Here is a 21086-nt window from a genome sequence, read left to right as displayed (position 1 = left end):
CCTGTTCGCCTTGAGCGAAGCTCCACCTCGGCCCTCTTCGGAAGGTTCGCCGTGGCCCCTGCGGACACCCGATGACTGATTGCTGATGGAACCCAACCTACTTCGATATATCTGGAGTCACACGCGCAAGCAGCAGGCCTGGATTCTGGCCATCGTGCTGCTGTCGATGATTCCGTATTTCGCGGCCTTCGATCTTCCCAAGCAGATCATCAACGGCCCCATTCAGGGGATCGGCTTTGAACAGCCGGATTCGACCGCGCTCTTCATGGCCTTCTCCTTTGATATTCCCTTTACCGGGTGGTCGATCGGCTTTGACGGGGTCGAGCTCAACCGGCTGTCCACGCTGATGGCGCTGAGCGGCGTCTTTCTCCTGCTGGTCATCATCAACGGCCTCTTCAAATTCTATATCAACACCTTCAAGGGACGGCTGGGCGAGCGCCTGCTGCGCCGCATCCGTTTCGAACTGGTCGATCGCGTCCTGCGCTTCCCGCCGGCGGCGCTGAAACAGGTTCATGGCGCCGAAATCTCCACCATGGTGAAGGATGAGGTCGAGCCCTTCGGCGGCTTCACGGGCGATGCCTTCGTCCAGCCGGCCATGCTGGGCGGACAGGCTGCGGCGGCGCTTTTCTTCATCTTTCTCCAGAATGTCTGGCTGGGGCTGATCGCGGCCGTCATGGTCGGCATCCAGGTCGGCATCATCCCGAAGATGCGCCGCCGCCTCATCGAGCTTGGCCGACAGCGGCAGATCACCGCGCGGCACCTGGCCGGCAAGGTCGGCGAAATCGTCGACGGGATCGAAACGATCCATGCCTTTGACACCTCCAATTACGAACGTGCCGATATCGCTGAGCGGCTGGGTCAGATCTACAAGATTCGCTTCGATCTCTATCAGTGGAAATTTCTGGTCAAGTTCATCAACAACTTCCTGTCGCAGCTGACACCGTTCCTCTTCTATTCGATCGGCGGCTATTTTGCCCTGCGTGGCTCGCTTGATGTCGGCCAGCTGGTGGCTGTGATCAATGCTTACAAGGATCTGCCAGGGCCGCTGAAGGAACTGATCGACTGGGATCAGGCGCGCCAGGATGTGCAGGTGAAATACGAGCAGGTATTAGAGCAGTTCCAGCCGGGCGTCCTCATCGATCCGCGGCTGCATGAGCCGGGTGCTGTCGCTTCGCAATCGGTGGAGGGTGCCTTGCATGCGCATAATCTGACGATCATCGACGGCAGCGGCGTCAAGGTGGTCGACAATGCCAATCTGCGCATCGAGCCCGGCGAGACCGTGGCGATCATCGACAATATCGGCAGCGGGGGAGAGGGCATTGCCAGAGCCTTCGGCCGTCTTGTGTGGCCGGCCGCCGGCCGCATCACCCTTGGCGAAATGGATCTTCTGGACCTGCCGGAATCGGTGGCAGGGCGGCGGATCTCCTATGTCTCGCCGGACAGCTACCTGTTCCACGGCACGCTGAAGGACAATCTCGTCTATGGCCTGAAACATGCGCCCTTCACCACGGTCAGCTATTCCGGGCGCGACGCCATTCGCCGGCGCTGGGATGTCAACGAGGCGCGACTGGCCGGCAATCCGGATCTCGATCTCAGTGCCGACTGGATCGACAGACGATCCACATCGGTGCTCCGCGGCTTCGACGACGATCTCAAGCAATCGGTCATGCGGGCGCTCGACGCCGTACAACTGACCGAGGATGTGATGGAGCTCGCACTGCATTCCTTCGTCGATCCCGAGGAGAACCCCGTTCTGGCGGAGCGGGTGGTGGCCATGCGCCATGCGTTGCGGGAAGCGCTTCAAGCGGAGGGCCTTGCGCATGTCGTGGCGCATTTCGACCCGGCGGCCTATAATATGGAGGCGACGGTCGGCGAAAACCTCTTCTTCGCGGCCACCCGCAGCACGAGCTTTTCCGATGGCGACATCACCGACAGTCCGGAAGTGTTCGATGTTCTGGATGCGACCAATCTATCGGGCATGCTCTACGGGATCGGCCTCACCATTGCCGAGAACCTCGTGGAAATCTTTGCCGACCTGCCGCCCGACCATCCCTTCTTCCAGCAGCTGGACCGGATCACGTCGGACGATATCGCATTCTACCAGCAATTCCTGCAGCGCCAGCAAGCAAGGTCGGCCGGTGATGTCTCCCGCGAGGAGCGGGGCGAGATCCTGCGACTCAGCCTTCACTACATCGAGCCCCGCTATCGTCTCGGCGTCCTGACGCCGGAGGCAATGGAAGCGATCGTTGCTGCACGCGACCGTTTCTATGAGCATCTCCCGGCGGACCTGCGCAGCCGGGTCGAGCGCTACGATCCGCATCGCTATATGGCGGCTGCGACGCTGCGCGAGAACGTGCTGTTCGGCAAGCTTTCCTATCGTGTGGCGGATGCCGCGGGTAAACTCCGCCCTGTCGCGGCAAGGATCATGGAGGAGCAGGGGCTGTACGAATCCTTCATAGCCCTTGGCCTGAGCTTCGATGTCGGATCCAGCGGCCGCCGCCTGACGCTGGCGCAACGCCACAAGCTAAGCCTTGCGCGTGCCTTGGTCAGACGGTCGGATTTCTATGTCTTCAACCGGGCCCTGCCGGGGCTGGACCGGCGCATGCAGGAGGAAATTGTCGGCTCGACCATCGAGTTCCTGCGCGGTCAGGATAATAATCCAACAATTATTTGGGTACTTTCGAACACATCGCTGTCACGAATGTTTCATCGTGTGATCGTATTTGACCGCGGTCAGGTGGTCGAAGACGGATCATTCGAGACGCTTGATAAGGAAAGCGGTATTTTCAAATCGCTGGTAGCATGATTGAATGCCACCAGTGAGTGTCAGCTCGGTGGTGGACGCGATGTTACTCAAGGACGAAGTGCAGGTGCTGCGCCAGGTCTCCTATTTCAATAGGATAGATCCTTGCAAGCTGAAGCTCCTCGCCTTTTCGTCGGCAAGGATCTGCTATAATGCCGGCGAGACGCTGTTTCACTGCGGCGATACCGCCGACTGCGCCTTTGTCGTGCTGAGCGGCACGATCGATGTGGTGGTAGACACAGGCTTTGGCGAAAATGTGGTGGCTTCGGCCTCGCGCAATTCCATCATCGGTGAAATGTGCCTGATGGGAGAGGCGCCAAGGGCAGCGCGGGCGGTTGCAAGGACCGATGTGGAAGCTCTAAGAATCGGCCGGGACTGCTTTCTCAAGATCATTGCCGACAATCCGAAGATGCGTGTCGATGTCAGCCGGGCTCTGGCGGAATCGCTGCGGGACCGGGCGATGGCGCCCGGCCTGGCCGCCAAAGCCAATGTCGAACCGGTCGCCTGAGGGTTTTCCACAGGTATTTACGTCGCTCCAGGCCTCTGACCTCCCTGCGAGGAGGCGGTTCAGCGGCGACGATAGTGAAAATAGCGTCCCTGCCGCACATTCGGCAGCGGCGGCAATTCCTCCAGTTCCGGATGTGACAGCGGCAGGCCGCTCACCGCGTAACCGCCGCTGGCCAGCATGCCGGCCACCATTTGCGGCAGCCATGTGAGCGTGACGGCATCCTTGTCGTCGTAACCCGTTCCGATATCAGCATGCACCAGAGCAGCCTCGGCGCCGATAAAGGCCTGGCCCGTCTCGCGGATCTCGCCCTCTACGAAATTCTCCCGGTCAGGCGTGCCATCGGCATGGGAGGCAAGTTTGCGATCGAAGGCAATGATGCGCCGATCGGGGAAATTCTCCCGCAAGTGGCTGAATGTGCGCCCATTGCCCAGGCCGATCTCGAAAATGGCGCCGCCTTCCGGCAGCGAGTAAGTGTCGCGCACATGGTTCAGCATGTCGCGCTGAGCGCTCATCCGGTTGATGAAACTATCCAGTCTGCTCACGGGCAGTCTCCTATCGGGGCAAGTTCTTGCATGAATGGCCGATACTGCGTCAGGCCTTGACGACCTTGTCGGCCGGAAGGCCTTGGCGGGAAAAGACATTGCGCGTGTCGATGATCAGCCTGGCGTGCTGTGCGACAGCCGCGTAATCGACCTGATCATGATCGGTGGCAATGATCACCGCGTCGACCTCGTCAAGGCATCGCGGGGTCAGCTCGACCGAACGCCGGCCTTTCAGGTGGCCATATTCGCGCGTGCGCGGAATCTCGGCGATGAACGGGTCGTGATAGAGAACCTCGGAGCCGCGCTCGAGGATCAATTCCATCAGCCGCAAGGATGGGCTTTCGCGGATATCGGGCACGTTCTTCTTGTAGGCGAGGCCGAGAATCAGGACCTTGGAGCGGCTGAGGGCGCGTCCGAGGCGCCGATCGAGGGCCTCCGCCAGCCTGTCGACCACGTAACGCGGCATTGCAGTATTGATTTCGCCGGCCAGTTCGATGAACCGGGTTGGCTGCTCGAACTCCCGTGATTTCCAGGTGAGGTAGAAGGGATCGATGGGGATGCAGTGCCCGCCTAGCCCCGGTCCCGGATAAAAGGGCATATAGCCGAAGGGTTTGGTCTTGGCGGCGTTGATGACGTCCCAGACGTCGATTCCCATGGCGTCGTAGACGAGCTTCAACTCGTTGACGAGGGCGATATTGACCGCCCGAAAGACGTTTTCAGTCAGTTTGACAGCCTCGGCGGTGCGCGTGCCGGACACCGGCACGATCGTCTTGACGACGGCGCCATAGAAGGCCTGCATCAAAGCGCTTGCCGCGGCGCCGTCGCCGGCCACGACTTTGGGAATGGACGAGGTGTCGAAGTCGCGATTGCCGGGATCTTCCCGCTCGGGCGAATAGCCGAGGAAGAAATCCTGCCCGGCCGTCAGGCCCGTCGCTTCGAGGATCGGCTTCATCACCTCCTCAGTCGTGCCCGGATAGGTCGTTGATTCCAGCACGATCAGCTGGCCTGGGCGCAGCCTCGCGGCGATGGCGCGGCAGGTATTCTCAACATAGCTCAGATCCGGGTCGCGGTGGCGCGTCAGGGGCGTCGGCACGCAGATGGCGATCACGTCGCATTCGCCCAGACGGCCGAAATCGTCGGTGGCGGAGAAGCGTCCTTCCGCCTGTTCCCTTGCCAGAACGGCATCGGAAACGGCATCGATGTAACTCTTGTGTGTCTCGATCTGGATCTTCTTGTCCGGATCGATGTCGAAACCGAGAACCGTAAAGCCGGCGCGCGACATGCTCATGGCCAGCGGCAGGCCCACATAGCCAAGCCCGATCACGCCGGCCTTGATCGTCTTCTGCTCGATGGCGGCAAGGAGATCCGTCGGCATCATCTGTGTCTGGTCCACCTGCTTCACCTCGTCCTGATCCTGTCTTGAGCCGTTCAGTTGATTGTCCGGCGCTCGCCTGTCAAGATCAGGGCTGATCACGGGCTCGCGACACCCTGGCGATGATCGGCATGCGGGGCGTTCACCTCTGTCGCTCGGCGCCCTTGAGCAAAAGCGGGGAAAGGCAGCAAGCCCCCTTGCAATTTTGAGGCGTCGGCCACCCTATTCGCGCACATGAAGATCGCTTTCTACGCTCCGCTGAAATCGCCCGAACATTCCGTCCCGTCCGGCGATCGGCTGATGGCGCGGCAATTGCTCGCCGCGCTCGGCCTTGCTGGACATCAAGTCGAGGTCGTTTCGCATCTGCGCGCCTTTTCGCCAAGCCCGGATGTGCCGGCGGAACAAGAGGTCGCGGCGAAGGAGGAGCGCGCGCGCATCTCCGCGATGTGGCGCCAGACCGGCGCTCCCGATCTCTGGTTCTCCTATCATCCCTATTACAAGGCTCCCGACCGACTGGGCCCCATCCTTTCCCGGCAGGCCGGAATTCCCTATGTCACGGCCGAATCTTCCTATTCGCGCCGGCGCGACATCGGCGGATGGGCGCTGTCGCAAAAGGCGATCGTCGAGGGCATCCGGCAGGCCGCGGTGAATATCTGCCTGACGGACCGCGACCGGGCGGGCCTCTACGAGGCCGTGCCCGAGGCGCGTCTGGAAAGGTTGCAACCCTTCATTGATGTTGCGCCCTTCCGGCTCCTGACGCCGAGGCCGCGCGCCGGCCGATTGGCGGTCGTCGCCATGATGCGGCCGGGCGACAAGCTCAGCAGCTATCGCTGCCTGGCGGCGGTGCTTGCCGGGCTGCTTGACGAGGCATGGACGCTTGATGTCGTCGGGGACGGGCCGGCGCGAAGCGAGGTGGCCGATGCTTTTTCCGCCATTCCTCCCGAGCGGCTCGTCTGGCATGGCGAATTGCCGGCGGAGGCCGTCCGTGCGGTTCTGTCTTCCGCGTCGCTCTATCTCTGGCCCGGTCATGGCGAGGCCTATGGCCTCTCCTATCTGGAGGCTCAGGCGGCAGGTCTGCCGACGATCGCCGAAAACGTGGCCGGCGTGTCCGAAGTCGTATCGGATGGGCGCAGCGGCATCCTCGTGCCGGGCGGGGATCTGGCCTCCTATCGGAGGGCGATCCGGCAGCTCCTGCAGGAGGATGAGCGTCGCGGCAGGATGTCGCTTGCGGCACGCCGCTTCGTTCTGGAGGAGCGGTCGCTGGAGGCGGCCAGCCAGAGGCTGGATGCCATTCTTCGAGATGTCAGCGGCGCCGCATAAACAAAGGATGGAGATGATGACGCAATCGGCACTGAGGGACCATCTGGACCGTTTGGGCGACACGGGCAAGACAGCCACTTTCTGGCTCCGGGACGACGATGCCGTCGATCCCACGCAGGCGCTCGACCGTCTGCTCCTGGCCACCGGCGAGCACGCCATTCCCCTCACGCTTGCGGTCATCCCCGAAAAGACGGGGAGGCCGCTCGCCGAGCGGCTGGAGCGGGAAAGGCACGCCCTGGTCGCCGTGCATGGCTGGTCGCATCGAAACCACGCGGAGCCGCCGGCGAAGAAGCAGGAGCTCGGGCTCCATCGTCCTGCCGAGGCTGTGCTCTCGCAGTTAAGCCAGGGCAGAGAAAAGCTGCAGGAACTCCATGGGCCGGCTTGCCTTGCAATGCTGGTTCCGCCGTGGAACCGGATTGCGCCTGAAATCGTGGCGCGGCTTCCATCTGCCGGTTTTGCCGCGCTCTCCGTATTCGGCCGGGAAGGACCAGCACCTCTGCCGCTTCTCAATACGCATGTCGATATCATGGATTGGCGCGGCACGCGCGGCGGCCGCGACAGCGATCAGATCTTCAGCGATATCCTGGACCTGCTGGAGAGCGAGCAGCCGGTCCCGGCGATCGGCATTCTCACCCATCATCTGGTGCATGACGAGCAGGCCTGGCAGGTCATCGACGCCCTGTTCGAGCTCACCGCGAGCCACCCCGCCTGCCGCTGGCTTTCGCCGCAGCAGATCTTGTCAGTCTGAGGCTTTCACCAGGATTTCCAGCCGATCAGCAATCCACCATCATCAGCGAGGGTCTGCGCACGCGCCTCTTCCACGGCCGCGAAGGCGGCGCGGCGTGGCAGGGTGCGCGAGACAAGACCGGCATCGGCAACCAGAACGCTGGTTCCGCGCATCAGAAGCGTCATGATCAGCGGTCCGGTTGACCACCAGGCCGGCCCGTCGGGCAAAAGACGGATCACCTCGGGAAGGATTGCGAGCATCCGCTGGAAGACCGGATGGCCGGCGGGAATCATGATGAAGGCATTGCTCAGCAACAGGCTCCCCATACCGGTCGCGCGCGGCGTGTCCTCGGCCAAGGCCGCAAGGCCCGTCATCGGCAGGAGATCGGCAAAGCTCACATCGTCCCGCGCCGGATACCAGTCGCAGTCCAGGTAAATGCCGCCCTCTGCGGCCAGCACCGCATATCGGGCCAAATCGACGGCGCCGGGATAGTCCCCGGCGGCGAGCATATGCGCGAAGACGGGGTCTTCCATCACGCCCAGTTGCGACAGATCCTCCTCGCGCCACAGCCGATAGGTCAGGCCATGAGCCTGGGCATGGTCGCGCCAGGCTTCGCTGCCCTGCGGCAGGGGCAGAGAGCCGATCCAGATCTGGTGGAGGATCCGGGGCACCGGCTCGCGGTTGATGGCGTTCATGGCCCGACGTTCTGCCGAGGTGAACCGGATGAAGGGCGCCAGAAGCTCCGGCGGCGGCACAAGGCTTTGCTGAAGGCCCATGCGCTCCACGGTCCGGCGTTCCGCCTTTGCAAGTTTCAGATAGGTCGAGTGGACCTTGCGAGGCAGGCCAAGCATCGTCCGGGGGCCGAGCGCGGCGTCCTCCTGCGCATCGGCCGCAAGTTGGTCGAGCCGCGTGCGCGCCGCGCCGTGATCTCCAGCGGCAATCGCGGCGCGGATCTGTCGGAGGCTTTCAAGCGGCGTCATGCGCGAAATCGTCCCTGTTCGGAAGAAGGTGTGGAATTGCCCTCGAACCCAAAGATGCGGCAAATGCATGGCATGCGACGAGGCAGATCCGGCGGCAGCGCGGGCCGACAGGACGAGGTTATCGCGCCACGACCGTCAAAACCGACAAGCCATCGTGCGAATTCTTCGAAACTGTCGCCGTCCTGACAAGGATCATGAATCAGATCAATGTCTTGAGCTGCAAGGTCTTGTAGCCGTTGATCATGGACAGGAGCAAGACGCTGAGATACGGTCTGAAAAAAATCTGGGAACATGCCTGCAGCGGAGCGCGCCGAGCGGGTTTCGGGAAAATCTGTTAATGAGAGAACGCACGGACCTGCTCCGCGTCGAAGACCTGACCGTTTCCTTCCCCATGATGGGAGGCGATATCCGCGCCGTCCGCGGCATCAGCATGCGCGTTCGTCCGGGCAAGGTCACCGCGCTTGTCGGCGAATCCGGCTCCGGCAAGTCCGTCCTGGGCCGCACCATCGTCGGCATCGAAACGCCTTCCGCCCGGATTGGTGGCCGAATCCTGTTCAACGATCCCGAGACGGGAGAGGAAGTCGATCTCCTGGCGCTGCCAAAAGACGGCCGCACGATGCGCGCCATTCGCGGCAACCGGATCGGCATGATCTTTCAGGAGCCCATGACGTCCTTCTCGCCGATGCATACGGTGGGCAATCAGATCGAGGAAAGCCTCAAGATCCACCGGGTTCTGACATCGGGCGAGCGTCGCAAACGGTGCGAGGACATGCTCGGCCTTGTCGGCTTCCAGAATCCCGGCCGAGCCTTCGACATGTATCCCTTCGAACTGTCGGGCGGGATGCGGCAAAGGGCGATGATCGCCATGGCGCTGGTCTGCGATCCTTCATTGCTGATTGCTGACGAGCCGACCACGGCGCTCGATGTGACGATCCAGGCGCAGATCCTGAAGCTGCTGCGGGACCTGCAGTCCAAGCTGGGCATGGCCATGCTGCTGATCACCCACGATCTTGGCGTGGTCGCCACCATGGCCGATGAAGTCTCCGTCGTCTATCGGGGCGAGGTCATGGAATCGGGGCCGGTGGAGGCAATCTTCCGCAGCCCGACCCATCCCTATACCAAGGGTCTGATGAATGCCGTGCCCGATTTCGAGATGGCGCGCGACGAGCGACTGAAGCCGCTGCGCGAGATCAAGGTGGAGACCGCAGGCCTGCTTGAGCCGTGCGCGGCCGGCAGCGGCCTGTCACCGGTTCTGCTCGAGGTTCGCCACGTATCGAAATCGTTTCAGTCGAAACGCGGCGGGGGATTCGGCCTGTCGCCGCCGCCCCCGACCCTGGCCGTCAACGATGTCAGCTTCGAGATTCTGCGCGGCGAAACGCTTGGCCTGGTCGGCGAGAGCGGCTGCGGAAAGACGACGCTGAGCAAGATCCTCATGCGCGGCGTGACTGCCGATGCAGGCGAAATCCTCTATCACGGCGAAAACGGCCCGGTCGATATCCGGCAGGCGGAGGGGGATGATCTCGATCTGTTGCGCAAGCGCATCCAGATGGTGTTCCAGGATCCGGTTTCCTCGCTTTCGCCGCGCATGACGGTGCGAAACATCGTCAGCGAGCCCTTGGAAATCCACAAGCGCGGCAATGCCGCTGCCCGCCTGGATGCCGTCAGCCGGCTGATCCGCGCCATCGGTCTGCCGGACAGCGCCCTCAGCCGCTACCCGCACAGCTTTTCCGGGGGCCAGCGGCAGCGGATCGGGATCGCTCGCGCGCTGGCACTGAGCCCGGACCTTCTGATCTGCGACGAACCGGTCTCAGCGCTCGACGTGTCGATCCAGGCGCAGATTCTCAATCTGATGAAGGACCTGAAGCGCGACCTCGGCCTGACCTACCTGTTCATCTCGCATAATCTGGCCGTGGTGAACTACATGGCCGATCGTGTCGCCGTCATGTATGCCGGTCGTATCGTGGAGATCGCCCCCTGTGACGTGATCATGCGGCATCCGGTTCATCCCTATACGAAGAAGCTGCTGGCGGCGGTTCCGGTGCCCAATCTCGATCACCCGCTCGATTTTTCGGCCGTCGGCATGCCGAGCAGCATCGCACGCAAGGAATGGGCGCGTCAGTTTCAGTCCGAGCGGGCGGATGAACTCGTTCATGCCGATCTTGGCGGGGGACATCTGGTCCTGGCGCGCCGTGATGTCGATGCGAGGGAGCTGAGGCCATGATTTCGCGGCGACAGGCTTTGGCGCTTCTGGCCGGCACGCTGGTGCCGGGAAAACTTCTTGCAGCCTATCGCGATTCCGGCTTTGTCAGCGAGACCGGCAATGGCACGCCTCTGCCGCCGGTCGCGGAACGACTGCCCCGCAATCCCCGGCTCGTCAACCTCTCAGCCAGCGGCCGATCGACCGGCCGCTATGGCGGATCACTGCGCATTCTGATCGGTGGCCAGCGGGATATCCGCTATATGCCCGTCATCTCCTATGCGCGGCTGGTCGGCTATAACGAAAGGCTGGAACTGGAAGCGGATCTCGTCGCCGGTTTCGAGATCGAAGAGGAGCGCATCTTCACCTTCCGCCTGCGCGAGGGGCATCGGTGGTCCGACGGCTCTCCGTTTACCGCCGAGGATTTCCGTTTCGTCTGGGAGGACATGTTCCTCGATGCCGAACTCTATCGCGGGGGCATGCCGGCCAGTCTGAAGGTCAATGGCCACGAGCCGCGTTTCGAGGTTCTGGATCCGCTGACGATCCGCTACAGCTGGGATGAGCCTAACCCGGATTTCCTGACCGATATCGCCTCGGCCTCGCCGCTGAGGCTGATGATGCCATCCGCCTATCTCCGGCAGTTTCACAGCAAATATCAGACGAAGGAACGGCTGAAGGAGCTTGTCGAAAAGGAGCATGTGAAGGATTGGGTGGCCCTCTTCCAGCGCATGTCGCGCACGGTGCGGCCGGAAAATCCGGACCTGCCGACGCTGGATGCCTGGTGCAATCGGACCGCTCCTCCCTCGGGGCGCTTCGTCTTCGAGCGCAATCCCTATTACCACCGGGTGGATGAAGCCGGCCAGCAATTGCCCTATGTCGACCGCGTCCTGCTCGATGTCAGTTCGTCGGACCTGATCGCCGCCAAGACCGGAACCGGCGAAAGCGACCTGCAATTCACCAATCTCGACTTTTCCGATTATACCTTCCTCAAGAGCGCCGAGCAGCGCTACCCGCTGAAGGTGGATCTGTGGAAGCGCATCCAGGGTTCGCGGGTCTGCCTGTTCCCGAACCTCAACTGCAAGGATGATGTCTGGCGCGCCCTCTGGCGGGATGTGCGGGTGCGCCGCGCCCTGTCGCTCGCCATCAATCGCCGGGAAATCAACAAGGCCGTCTTCTTCGGGCTGGCCAGCGAGAGCGCCAATACTGTCTTGCCGGCTAGTCCGCTGTTCAACGAGGCCTATCGTACCGCCTGGGCGTCTTTTGATCCGGAGGCGGCGAACCGGCTTCTCGACGAAGCGGGATTGTCGGAACGCAACATTCACGGCACCCGCCTTCTGGCCGATGGCCGTCCGGCGCATATTACGGTGGAGTCGGCAGGCGAGAACAGCGTCGAGGGCGACGTTCTCGAACTGGTGCGTGATTACTGGGCCGAGATCGGCATCCGGATCTTCGTTCGTGTATCCCAGCGCGAACTCTTGCGCCGGAGGCTCAAGGGTGGCGACACGATCATGACGGTCGGGCAGGGGATCGACAATGGCATCGCGACGGCGGATATGTCGCCGAAGGAGCTGGCGCCGACCACTGACGGCCAGCAGCAATGGCCGCTATGGGGTCTTCACAGCCTCTCGGGCGGCAGTGATGGACGCGCACCGGACCTGCCGGAGGCTCAGCATCTGCTGGATCTTCTGACGCAATGGCAGAATGCGCAGGATGTTGCGGAGCGCGAGCAGATTTGGCAGCGCATGCTGCACACATTCACCGACCAGGTCTTCACCATCGGGACCGTCAATGCCACCCTGCAGCCGATCGTCCACGCGCGAAGCCTTCGCAACGTGCCGGCGGAGGGGCTTTACGGTTATGATCCACTCTCCTATCTCGGCGTCTACATGCCGGATACATTCTGGTACGACCGCGATGCGTGAGTTCATCCGTTACATTCTCTGGCGCATCCTTGTGATGATCCCGACGCTGATCCTGATCTCCATGCTGGTCTTCACCATCATCGAGCTGCCGCCGGGCGACTACTTCGAAAGCTATGTGGAGGAATTGAAGGCGATCGGCGAAAAGGCCGATATGGAACAGATCGAGCAGTTGCGGGCGCAATATGGTTTCGACCAGCCTATGCCCATCCGCTACCTGAACTGGGTGGGGGGCATGTTTGTCGGCGATTTCGGTTACTCCTTCGAATATCGGCTACCTGTCGCCGATGTCGTGGGCGACCGCCTGTGGCTGACGATCCTGGTCTCCACGGTCACCATCATCCTGACCTGGCTGATCGCCTTTCCGATCGGCATCTATTCCGCCACCCATCAATATAGCTGGGGCGATTACGGCTTGACCCTGCTCGGGCTTATTGGCCTGGCTGTGCCGAATTTCGTGCTGGCCCTCGTGCTGATGTATTTTGCCAATATCTGGTTCGGCACATCGATCGGCCATCTGATGGATCAGCAATATCTCAATGCTCCGATGAGCTGGGAGAAGTTCCGGTCGATCCTGGAGCATTTGTGGATCCCGGTGATCATCATCGGCACGGCCGGCACCGCGGGCATGGTGCGGCGGGTGCGCGCCAACCTCCTCGATGAATTGCACAAGCAATATGTGATGACGGCCAAGGCGAAGGGCCTTCATCCCTTCCGCGTGCTGGTCAAATATCCGCTGCGCATGTCGCTCAATTTCTTCATCTCCGATATCGGCTCCATCCTGCCGGCGGTCATTTCCGGCGCCGAAATCACGGCCGTCGTCCTGTCGCTCGAGACAACGGGTCCCATGCTCATCCGCGCACTCCAGAGCCAGGACATGTATCTGGCCGGGTCTTTCCTGATGTTCCTCGCCTTCCTGACTGTGCTGGGCGTCCTGGTCTCCGATATTGCCTTGGCGCTGCTCGATCCGCGCATCCGTCTGCGGGGAGGAAGCACCAAGTGACGACCTCTTCGCCCACTCAATCCGACACACTTCCGCATTATGTGCGCCAGACGGATTTCGATCCCTATGCCGAGGATATGGCGACATCCGGCACCATTGCCGATCAGGCCTCACAGCTGAAGCTGATGTGGTGGCGGTTCAAACGCCATCGCCTGGCGCTGATCTCCGGGATCGTGCTTCTGATCGGCTATCTGATGATCACCGTGGTGGAGATGCTGGCGCCCTACAAGGTGCATAGCCGCAACATGGATTTCATCTTTGCGCCGCCGCAGCAGGTTCGTCTGTTTCATGAAGGCGAGCTGGTCGGACCCTTCGTCTACGGGCAGACGATGACACTGGATATGCAGACGCTGCGCCGGGTCTATTCCGACAACAAGACGGATGTGCAGCGCCTGCGCTTCTTCTGCGCCGGCGAGCCTTACCGCTTCTGGGGCCTGGTCGACGCGAATTTTCATTTTGTCTGTCCGGCGGAAGGGGGGCAACTCTTCCTGATGGGAACGGACCGGCTTGGCCGCGACATCTTCTCCCGCATCCTCTATGGCGCCCGGATTTCGCTCACCATCGGCCTGCTCGGCGTCATGACCAGCTTCGTTCTCGGAATCGTGATCGGTGGGCTTGCGGGCTATTGGGGCGGCTGGTTCGACCTCGTCGTGCAGCGCATTATCGAGGTCCTACAGTCCATTCCCACCATTCCGTTGTGGCTTGCGCTTGCCGCCATCATGCCCGTCGACTGGTCGCCCCTGCTGGTCTATCTCGGCATAACCTTCATCCTCGGCCTGTTGGACTGGACAGGGCTTGCGCGCGCCGTGCGATCCAAGCTCCTCGCCCTGCGGGAGGAGGATTATGTGCTTGCCGCGCAGCTGATGGGGGCGAAAACGCCGCGGATCATCGGGCGGCATCTGGTGCCGGGCTTCATGTCGCATCTGATCGCCAGCGCCACCCTGACCATACCGGGAATGATCCTCGGCGAGACGACGCTGAGCTTCCTCGGTCTCGGCCTGCGGCCGCCGATCACGAGCTGGGGTGTCCTCTTGACCGAGGCCCGCTCGGTCAGCGTCCTTGCCTTGTATCCCTGGCTTCTGTTTCCGGTTGTCCCGGTCATTTTCGTGATCCTCGCCTTTAATTTCCTGGGCGACGGACTTAGAGATGCCGCAGATCCGTATAAATGACAGCATCGGAACGCGCGAGGAGGCGTGTCCGGCACTTGGAATTCTAAGGAGAAGACAGAGTATGCCGAGACGTCTAGGGAATGCCCGTGTTCTCATGTATAGCCATGACACGTTCGGCCTGGGCCATTTGCGGCGCTGCCGGACCATTGCCCATTCGCTCGTCGAAGATTTCCGCGGGCTGAATGTGCTGATCATTTCCGGGGCCACCATTGCCGGCGCCTTCGATTATCGCGCACGCGTCGACTTCGTGAAGATCCCCAGCGTGATCAAGCTGCGCAATGGCGAGTATACCTCGATGGACCGGCATATCGATCTTCAGGAAACGCTGAAGATGCGACAGTCGATCATCCGCCACACGGCCGAGAGTTTCGAGCCGGACATCTTCATCATCGACAAGGAACCGCTCGGCTTGCGCGGCGAGGTGGAAGACACGCTCGCCTATCTGAAGACACGCGGCACGACGCTTGTTCTCGGACTGCGCGATGTCATGGATGCCCCGCATCTTCTGGAAGCGGAATGGAAACGCCACGGCGTCCTGAACAAGATCGGCAACCTCTACGACGATGTCTGGGTTTACGGCCCGCCGGATTTCTACGATCCGCTGACGGGAATCGACGTGCCGGTTTCGGTGCGCAACAAGATGCGGTTCGTCGGCTTCCTGCAGCGCAAATCCTATGCGGAAGCCCTGCCGGCCGGGGTGACGCCGGATGATTACATTCTCGTCACCACCGGCGGTGGCGGGGACGGGGCCGATCTCGTGCGCGATGTGATCGGCGCCTATGCGGCGGATCCGAGCCTGACGCAGAAGGCGGTGATCGTGCTCGGCCCCTATATGTCGGCAGAGCAGCGAAACCACTTCCGCGAAGCGTGCCAGGGCCATCCTCATCTGGAAATTCTTGAATTCGACAACCGGATGGAAGATCGCATCGCCGGCGCCAGGGCCGTGATCGCGATGGGCGGATACAATACCTATTGCGAGATTCTCTCTTTCGACAAACCGGCACTGATCGTTCCGCGCACGCAGCCGCGGGAAGAGCAGCTCATCCGGGCGACCCGGGCGGAAGAGCTCGGCCTGGTGAGCATGCTTTCGGCCGATGATTCAGCCGACAACCTGCGCTTCGCCTCCGCCATCAAGGACCTTTTGAAGCGCCAGCCGCCCTCGGTCACGGCGCCGGGCCTGCAGATGGAGGGTCTCCCGACCATTTCGAAAGTCGTCGAAGGATGGCTTCGGGAAAAGGGAAACCCGCATCTTTCCCTCGCGCAAGGCTGAGGGCCATGCCGCGCATGCGCAAGATCGTCGTGTTGCTGAAAGGCTATCCGCGTCTTTCGGAAACCTTCATCGCCCAGGAGCTTCTGGGACTGGAACGGGCCGGCTTCCGCCTGGAACTCGTCGCAATGCGGCGTCCGACCGACAAGAAGCGCCACCCGGTGCATGACGAAATCCAGGCGCCGGTCTGGTACCTGCCGGAATATCTTCATGAAGAACCGGTGCGGGTGCTGAAAGCGCTTCTTGCCGTGGCAAGACGGAAAGGTCTGAAGACTGCGCTGCGGGCCTTCTGGAGCGATTTCCGGAGAGATGTCTCGCGAAACCGCATCCGCAGGTTCGGCCAGGCCGCCGTCTTGGTGGCCGAGTGGCCGAACGATGCGGAATGGCTTCACGTGCATTTCATCCACACGCCGGCTTCCGTCGCCCGCTATGCCGCGCTGATCGGCGAAATGCCATGGACTGTCTCCGCCCATGCCAAGGATATCTGGACGTCTGAGGATTGGGACCTGCGGGAGAAGCTGCAGGAGGCCGCCTGGGCGGTGACCTGCACCCGGGTCGGATATGAGCAGCTCACGCGCCTGGCCGATGGCCGCGGCCATGTGCATCTGAGTTACCACGGTCTCGACCTTGATCGTTTTCCGCCCATGCGAGACGGACGGCCGGCCAGGGACGGCCGGGATCCGCAGGATCCGGTTCGCATTGTCAGCGTCGGTCGGGCGGTCCGGAAAAAGGGCTATGATGTGCTGCTGCAGGCTCTGAGCCGGCTGCCATCGGAGATCAACTGGCGCTTCACCCATATTGGCGGCGGCGATGAGCTGGCTCGGCTGAAGCAGCTGGCGGATGAACTGAAACTATCGCCGCGCATCGAATGGAAAGGCGCCCTGGACCAGAAGGATGTTCTGCAACACTATCGCGACAGCGATCTCTTTGCCCTTGCCTGCCGCATCACCGAAGATGGCGACCGCGACGGCTTGCCGAATGTGATGGTCGAGGCCGCGAGCCAGGCCCTGCCGGTGGTCTCCACGGCCGTGTCCGGCATAGTCGAGCTGTTCAAAGACCAGGAGAACAGTCTACTGGTCGAACCGGACGATCCGGCGGCCCTGGCCAGAGCGCTTCAGCGGATGATCGGCGATCCCGCCCTGCGTCTTGCGCTTGGCGCGCGGGCCGAGGAAAAGGTGCGTCGGGATTTCGACCACCGCAACAGTATCCAGGATCTCGACCGGCTGTTTCAGGAAAGCTGGGCGATCGACCAGGGGAGCAATACGCCGTCATGAATGACACCGGGCAGATGAGGCGGCGCGTTTTCTTCTATGTCCAGCACCTCTTGGGCATCGGGCATCTGGTCCGCGCCAGCCGGATTGCGGTCGCGATGCAGCAGAGTGGCCTGGACGTGACCATGGTCACGGGCGGCAACCGGATCGAGGGTTTTCCCGACAAGACGGTGCGGCATGTGGAACTGCCGGCCATCCTTGCCTCCAACAGCGCGTTTTCAGGTCTCGCCGATGCGCAGGGTTCACCGGTGGACGACACTTACAAGGCCAGGCGCGTCGACGCGCTGCTCTCGGCCTTTCACGAGATCAAGCCGGATGCCGTGCTGATCGAGGCCTTTCCCTTTGGTCGCCGGCAGATGCGGTTCGAACTGCTGCCGCTTCTGGAGGCGATCAGGACCGCAAGGCCCCGACCGCTCCTCTTCAGTTCCGTGCGCGATATTCTGCAAGAGAACCGCAAGCCGGGACGCGACGAGGAGACGGCGCAACTCGTGGAAGATGATTTCGACGGCGTCCTGGTGCATGGCGATCCGGCTTTCGTGCGGCTGGAAGACACGTTTCCGCTTGCTGCGCGCATCACCGGCAAGGTCCACTATACAGGCCTGGTCGCGCCGGAGCCGCCGGTCCCGGCGGCAGACCGGTTCGATATCGTCGTCTCGGCGGGGGGTGGCGCCGTGGGGGCGCAGCTGATCGGCGCCGCTATCGAGGCGCAGGCCTTGCTTGATGACGCACGCAGCTGGTGCCTGATCACCGGCCCCAATCTGCCGGCAGAGGAATTCGATCGCTTGTCCCGCCAGACGCCGGCGCATGTCACACTGGTGCGGTTTCGGCCGGATTTCCCGGGCCTTCTGGCAAATGCCAGCATCTCCATATCGCAGGCCGGCTACAACACGGTCTGCGACGTCTTGCGCACCGGCGTCCTCTCTGTCCTGGTGCCGTTCGCCTCCGGCGGCGAAACGGAGCAGACCGTGCGCGCGCAGAAACTCGAGGCCATGGGGCTTGCCCAGGTGGTCCGCGAAGAGGAACTGAGCGGCTCTAAGCTGGCTCGGGCCGTCTCCCTGGCCGGTCAAAGCCGCAGGTCCAAGCCTCCAGGCATTGGGCTTTCCGGTGCGCAGGACACTGCGCGGCTGATCGGCCGGCTCATTGAAGAAGCCCACAGTGGCGAAAAAATTCCGACTCCATGACAGGATCTCGCACGTGAGAGTTTGCTGTTAAGCTTCATACTCTAGTTTGCGCATATGATTCGCGAGCCGCGCAGGCGGCACGTATCGTTCATGATGAATATAAGTGTTGATGATGATGGCGATGCAGCTGACTTCCGATATTTTCGACCTCGCGCCGATCCCGATGTGGATCGAGGACTTCAGCCAGGTCAAACGGCAGTTCGAATCCTGGAAGGCAGCGGGTGTTACAGATATCCGGGCGCATTTGCGTGCGGATCTGTCCCGTATTGCCGAATGCGCCGGGCAGATCCGCGTCCTGAAGGTCAACCAAAAGGTTCTGGAGCTGTTCGAGGCGCAGGATCAGACGCATCTCATCGGCAATCTCTCCCGCATCTTCCGGGATGAGATGCTGGAGAGCCATATCAACGAACTCGCGGCGCTTTTCGACGGCGAGACGGAATTTGCCAGCAACACGGTCAATTATTCCCTTTCGGGCCGCCGGCTGGACATACAGTTGCGCGGCACGGTTCTGCCCGGCTTCGAGGCGACGCTGGGTCAGGTGCTGCTGACGACGGAGAACATCACAGAGCGGGAAGAGGCCAGGCGTGCAGAAGCGCGCAACCGCCAATATGCGGAAGGCATCTTCCAGCACTCGCCGGTATCTTTGTGGGTCGAGGACTTCAGCCGGATCAAGCACAAGATCGAGGAAGTCCGGCAATGCGGCATCGTGGATTTCCGGGTGTTCACCGATGTGCATCCGGAATTTGTCCAGCAATGCATGAGCGAGATCCGTGTGATTGACGTCAACCAGGCGACGCTCGATCTTTTCTGCGCCAGCGATCGGCAGACGCTGTTCCGGCGCCAGAACGAGATATTCCGCGACGAGATGGAGAAGCACTTCAAGGAGCAGCTCATCGATCTGTGGAACGACAACCTCTTCCACCAGCGCGAAGTGGTCAATTACGCGCTCGACGGTTCGGAGCGCTACGTGCTGCTGCAGTTTTCCGTGCTTCCCGGCTATGAGCAGGATTGGTCGCTCGTCCAGGTGGCGCTGACCGATATTACGGCACGCAAGAAGGCCGAGGCCTACCTGGAATATCTCGGCAAGCATGATGTGCTGACGAAATTGCACAATCGCGCCTTCTACATGGAAGAGATGAACCGCCTCGAGCGCAAGCCGCTGCGTCCGCTCTCGGTCATCATGATCGATCTGAACGGACTGAAGGATGCCAATGACAATCTCGGGCATGATGCGGGCGATCAGCTTCTGCGGCGGATCGGCGAGGTGCTCAACGGCGCGGTCTCGCGGCCGAACCACGCGGCCCGCATCGGCGGCGACGAGTTTGCGATTCTGATGCCCGGCGCCGACCGCCTGGCGGTCAATGCCATGAGCGAGACGATCCAGGAACTCCTGAAGATCAACAACCAGTTCTATTCGAGCGCACCGCTGAGCATTGCCATTGGCTGTGCGACGAGCGAGGACGGCGAGAGCGTGGAGAGCGTCGTGAAGCGGGCGGACGCGCTGATGTATGAGGACAAGCGCGGCCAGCAGCGCCGCAGTCTGACGCTTATCCGCCAGGCCTGATCACGCCGCATAGCGGCTGATGGAAAGATCCCTGCTTTCGATATCCGGTGCCTTGCCGTCCACCAGATCAGCGAGAAGTTTGGCCGAGCCGCAGCTCATGGTCCAGCCGAGCGTGCCGTGGCCGGTGTTCAAGTAGAGATTGCGGATGCGCGTCGGCCCGATTACCGGCGTTCCGTCCGGCGTCATCGGCCGCAAACCGGACCAGAAATCGGCGCGCGAGACATCGCCGCCGGGAAAGAGATCCGTGACGGAATGTTCGAGCGTGCGGCGGCGTGCGGCGCCGAGATCATTCGTATAGCCGGAAATCTCTGCCATGCCGCCGACGCGGATGCGATCGCCAAGCCGGGTGATGGCGATCTTGTAGGTCTCGTCCATGACCGTCGATTCGGGTGCTCTCGATGCATCGGTGATGGGGATGGTCAGCGAATAGCCTTTGACGGGATAGACGGGCAGGTCGATGCCATGCGGCTTGACCAGCAACGGCGAATAGCTGCCGAGTGCCACGACGACGGCATCGGCGGCGATCAGGCCACGCTCGGTGACGACGCCCTTCACCTCGCCGCCCTGAACATCCAGCCCCTTGACGGAAACGCCCCACCGGAAGCTCACGCCCATTCCCGCAGCCTTGTCTGCCAAGAGATTTGTGAATTTGAAGCAGTCGCCCGTTTCATCCTTTGGGGTCAGAAGACCGCCGACGATCTTGTGGCGTACATGGGCAAGAGCCGGCTCGACGCGAATGCAGCCGTCCGGATCCAGAACCTCGAATGGTATGCCATCGGCAGCCAGCGCCTTGACGTCCTTGGCCGAGGCTTCCAGCTGCGCCTCTGTGCGGAAGAGCTGCAGAGTTCCCTGCATGCGCTGATCATAAACCACATTCGTTTCGGCCCGAACCTCCGCCAGCGCCAGCCGGCTGTAATCCGCCAGGCGCAACATGCGGCTCTTGTTTTGCGCATAGCGCGCCGAGGTGCAGTTCATCAGCATGCGCATCATCCAGGTCAGCATCGGGCCGTCCAGCTTCGGGCGCAGGATCAGCGGAGCATGCTCCATGAAAATCCATTTCAGCGCCTTTTGCGGAATTCCGGGCGCCGCCCAGGGCGAGCAATAGCCGAAGGACACTTCGCCGGCATTGGCAAAGCTCGTCTCCAGCGCCGGCCCGGCCTGCCGGTCGAGCACGGTGACAGAATGTCCTGCCTTCGCCAGATAATAGGCCGAGGTGACGCCAATGACGCCAGCGCCAAGGATGATGATGTTCATGAAGGTCTT

16 protein-coding genes are annotated in these 21086 nt (G+C 61.9%); 12 read left to right on the top strand and 4 right to left on the bottom strand.

All coding sequences use genetic code 11. From position 1 onward, the window contains the following. Positions 1–85: 85 nt before the first annotated feature. The gene (locus tag QTJ18_RS05025; protein ID WP_252753108.1) at positions 86–2806 is read left to right on the top strand and encodes an ABC transporter transmembrane domain-containing protein; all 2721 of its coding nucleotides are present in this window, start codon (positions 86–88) and stop codon (positions 2804–2806) included. Between the two features lie 40 nt (positions 2807–2846). Then, positions 2847–3311, top strand: coding sequence for a cyclic nucleotide-binding domain-containing protein (locus tag QTJ18_RS05020; RefSeq protein WP_252753109.1), 465 nt, complete (start codon positions 2847–2849; stop codon positions 3309–3311). A gap of 59 nt (positions 3312–3370) precedes the next feature. On the opposite strand, the gene QTJ18_RS05015 is transcribed toward QTJ18_RS05020, so the two are convergent. Next, on the bottom strand, positions 3371–3853 hold the full coding sequence (locus QTJ18_RS05015; protein WP_252753110.1) for a class I SAM-dependent methyltransferase: 483 nt from the start codon (positions 3851–3853) through the stop codon (positions 3371–3373). 49 nt (positions 3854–3902) lie between these two features. Continuing rightward, complete coding sequence (locus tag QTJ18_RS05010; protein ID WP_252753313.1) at positions 3903–5231, bottom strand: nucleotide sugar dehydrogenase; 1329 nt, start codon at positions 5229–5231, stop codon at positions 3903–3905. Between the two features lie 228 nt (positions 5232–5459). Between QTJ18_RS05010 and QTJ18_RS05005 the strand changes: the two genes are divergently transcribed. Next, the gene (locus tag QTJ18_RS05005) at positions 5460–6545 is read left to right on the top strand and encodes a glycosyltransferase family 4 protein (protein ID WP_252753111.1); all 1086 of its coding nucleotides are present in this window, start codon (positions 5460–5462) and stop codon (positions 6543–6545) included. A gap of 16 nt (positions 6546–6561) precedes the next feature. Beyond that, on the top strand, positions 6562–7293 hold the full coding sequence (locus QTJ18_RS05000) for a polysaccharide deacetylase family protein (RefSeq protein ID WP_489667214.1): 732 nt from the start codon (positions 6562–6564) through the stop codon (positions 7291–7293). Between the two features lie 5 nt (positions 7294–7298). Here the strand turns inward: QTJ18_RS05000 and QTJ18_RS04995 are convergent, their stop codons facing one another. Continuing rightward, positions 7299–8252: a glycosyltransferase family 32 protein gene (locus QTJ18_RS04995; protein WP_252753113.1), complete on the bottom strand. Its 954-nt coding sequence runs from the start codon at positions 8250–8252 to the stop codon at positions 7299–7301. 337 nt (positions 8253–8589) lie between these two features. On the opposite strand from QTJ18_RS04995, the gene QTJ18_RS04990 reads away from it, so the two are divergent. The 8 genes from QTJ18_RS04990 to QTJ18_RS04955 all read left to right on the top strand — a co-directional run bounded on the left by QTJ18_RS04990 (position 8590) and on the right by QTJ18_RS04955 (position 19823). Continuing rightward, entirely contained in the window at positions 8590–10473 is a 1884-nt protein-coding gene (locus tag QTJ18_RS04990) for an ABC transporter ATP-binding protein (protein WP_252753114.1), read from the top strand. Then, entirely contained in the window at positions 10470–12371 is a 1902-nt protein-coding gene (locus tag QTJ18_RS04985; protein ID WP_252753115.1) for an ABC transporter substrate-binding protein, read from the top strand. Before QTJ18_RS04990 ends, QTJ18_RS04985 begins: the two co-directional genes overlap by 4 nt. Further along, on the top strand, positions 12364–13371 hold the full coding sequence (locus QTJ18_RS04980) for an ABC transporter permease (protein WP_252753116.1): 1008 nt from the start codon (positions 12364–12366) through the stop codon (positions 13369–13371). The genes QTJ18_RS04985 and QTJ18_RS04980 overlap by 8 nt, the downstream gene beginning before the upstream one ends. Beyond that, on the top strand, positions 13368–14540 hold the full coding sequence (locus tag QTJ18_RS04975) for an ABC transporter permease (RefSeq protein WP_252753117.1): 1173 nt from the start codon (positions 13368–13370) through the stop codon (positions 14538–14540). The genes QTJ18_RS04980 and QTJ18_RS04975 overlap by 4 nt, the downstream gene beginning before the upstream one ends. A gap of 61 nt (positions 14541–14601) precedes the next feature. Further along, positions 14602–15810, top strand: coding sequence for a glycosyltransferase family protein (locus QTJ18_RS04970; protein ID WP_252753118.1), 1209 nt, complete (start codon positions 14602–14604; stop codon positions 15808–15810). Between the two features lie 5 nt (positions 15811–15815). Next, the gene (locus QTJ18_RS04965; RefSeq protein WP_252753119.1) at positions 15816–17081 is read left to right on the top strand and encodes a glycosyltransferase family 4 protein; all 1266 of its coding nucleotides are present in this window, start codon (positions 15816–15818) and stop codon (positions 17079–17081) included. Continuing rightward, entirely contained in the window at positions 17078–18259 is a 1182-nt protein-coding gene (locus tag QTJ18_RS04960; protein WP_252753120.1) for a glycosyltransferase family protein, read from the top strand. The genes QTJ18_RS04965 and QTJ18_RS04960 overlap by 4 nt, the downstream gene beginning before the upstream one ends. A 121-nt stretch (positions 18260–18380) precedes the next feature. Beyond that, on the top strand, positions 18381–19823 hold the full coding sequence (locus QTJ18_RS04955; RefSeq protein WP_489667211.1) for a sensor domain-containing diguanylate cyclase: 1443 nt from the start codon (positions 18381–18383) through the stop codon (positions 19821–19823). On the opposite strand, the gene QTJ18_RS04950 is transcribed toward QTJ18_RS04955, so the two are convergent. Next, complete coding sequence (locus tag QTJ18_RS04950) at positions 19824–21077, bottom strand: D-amino acid dehydrogenase (RefSeq protein ID WP_252753121.1); 1254 nt, start codon at positions 21075–21077, stop codon at positions 19824–19826. Positions 21078–21086: the final 9 nt, after the last annotated feature.

It is taken from the genome of Rhizobium sp. SSA_523 (assembly GCF_030435705.1).
Lineage (GTDB): Bacteria > Pseudomonadota > Alphaproteobacteria > Rhizobiales > Rhizobiaceae > Neorhizobium.
Note: the sequence above shows the minus strand (reverse complement) of the source record. Positions and strands in the feature narration are given on the sequence as shown.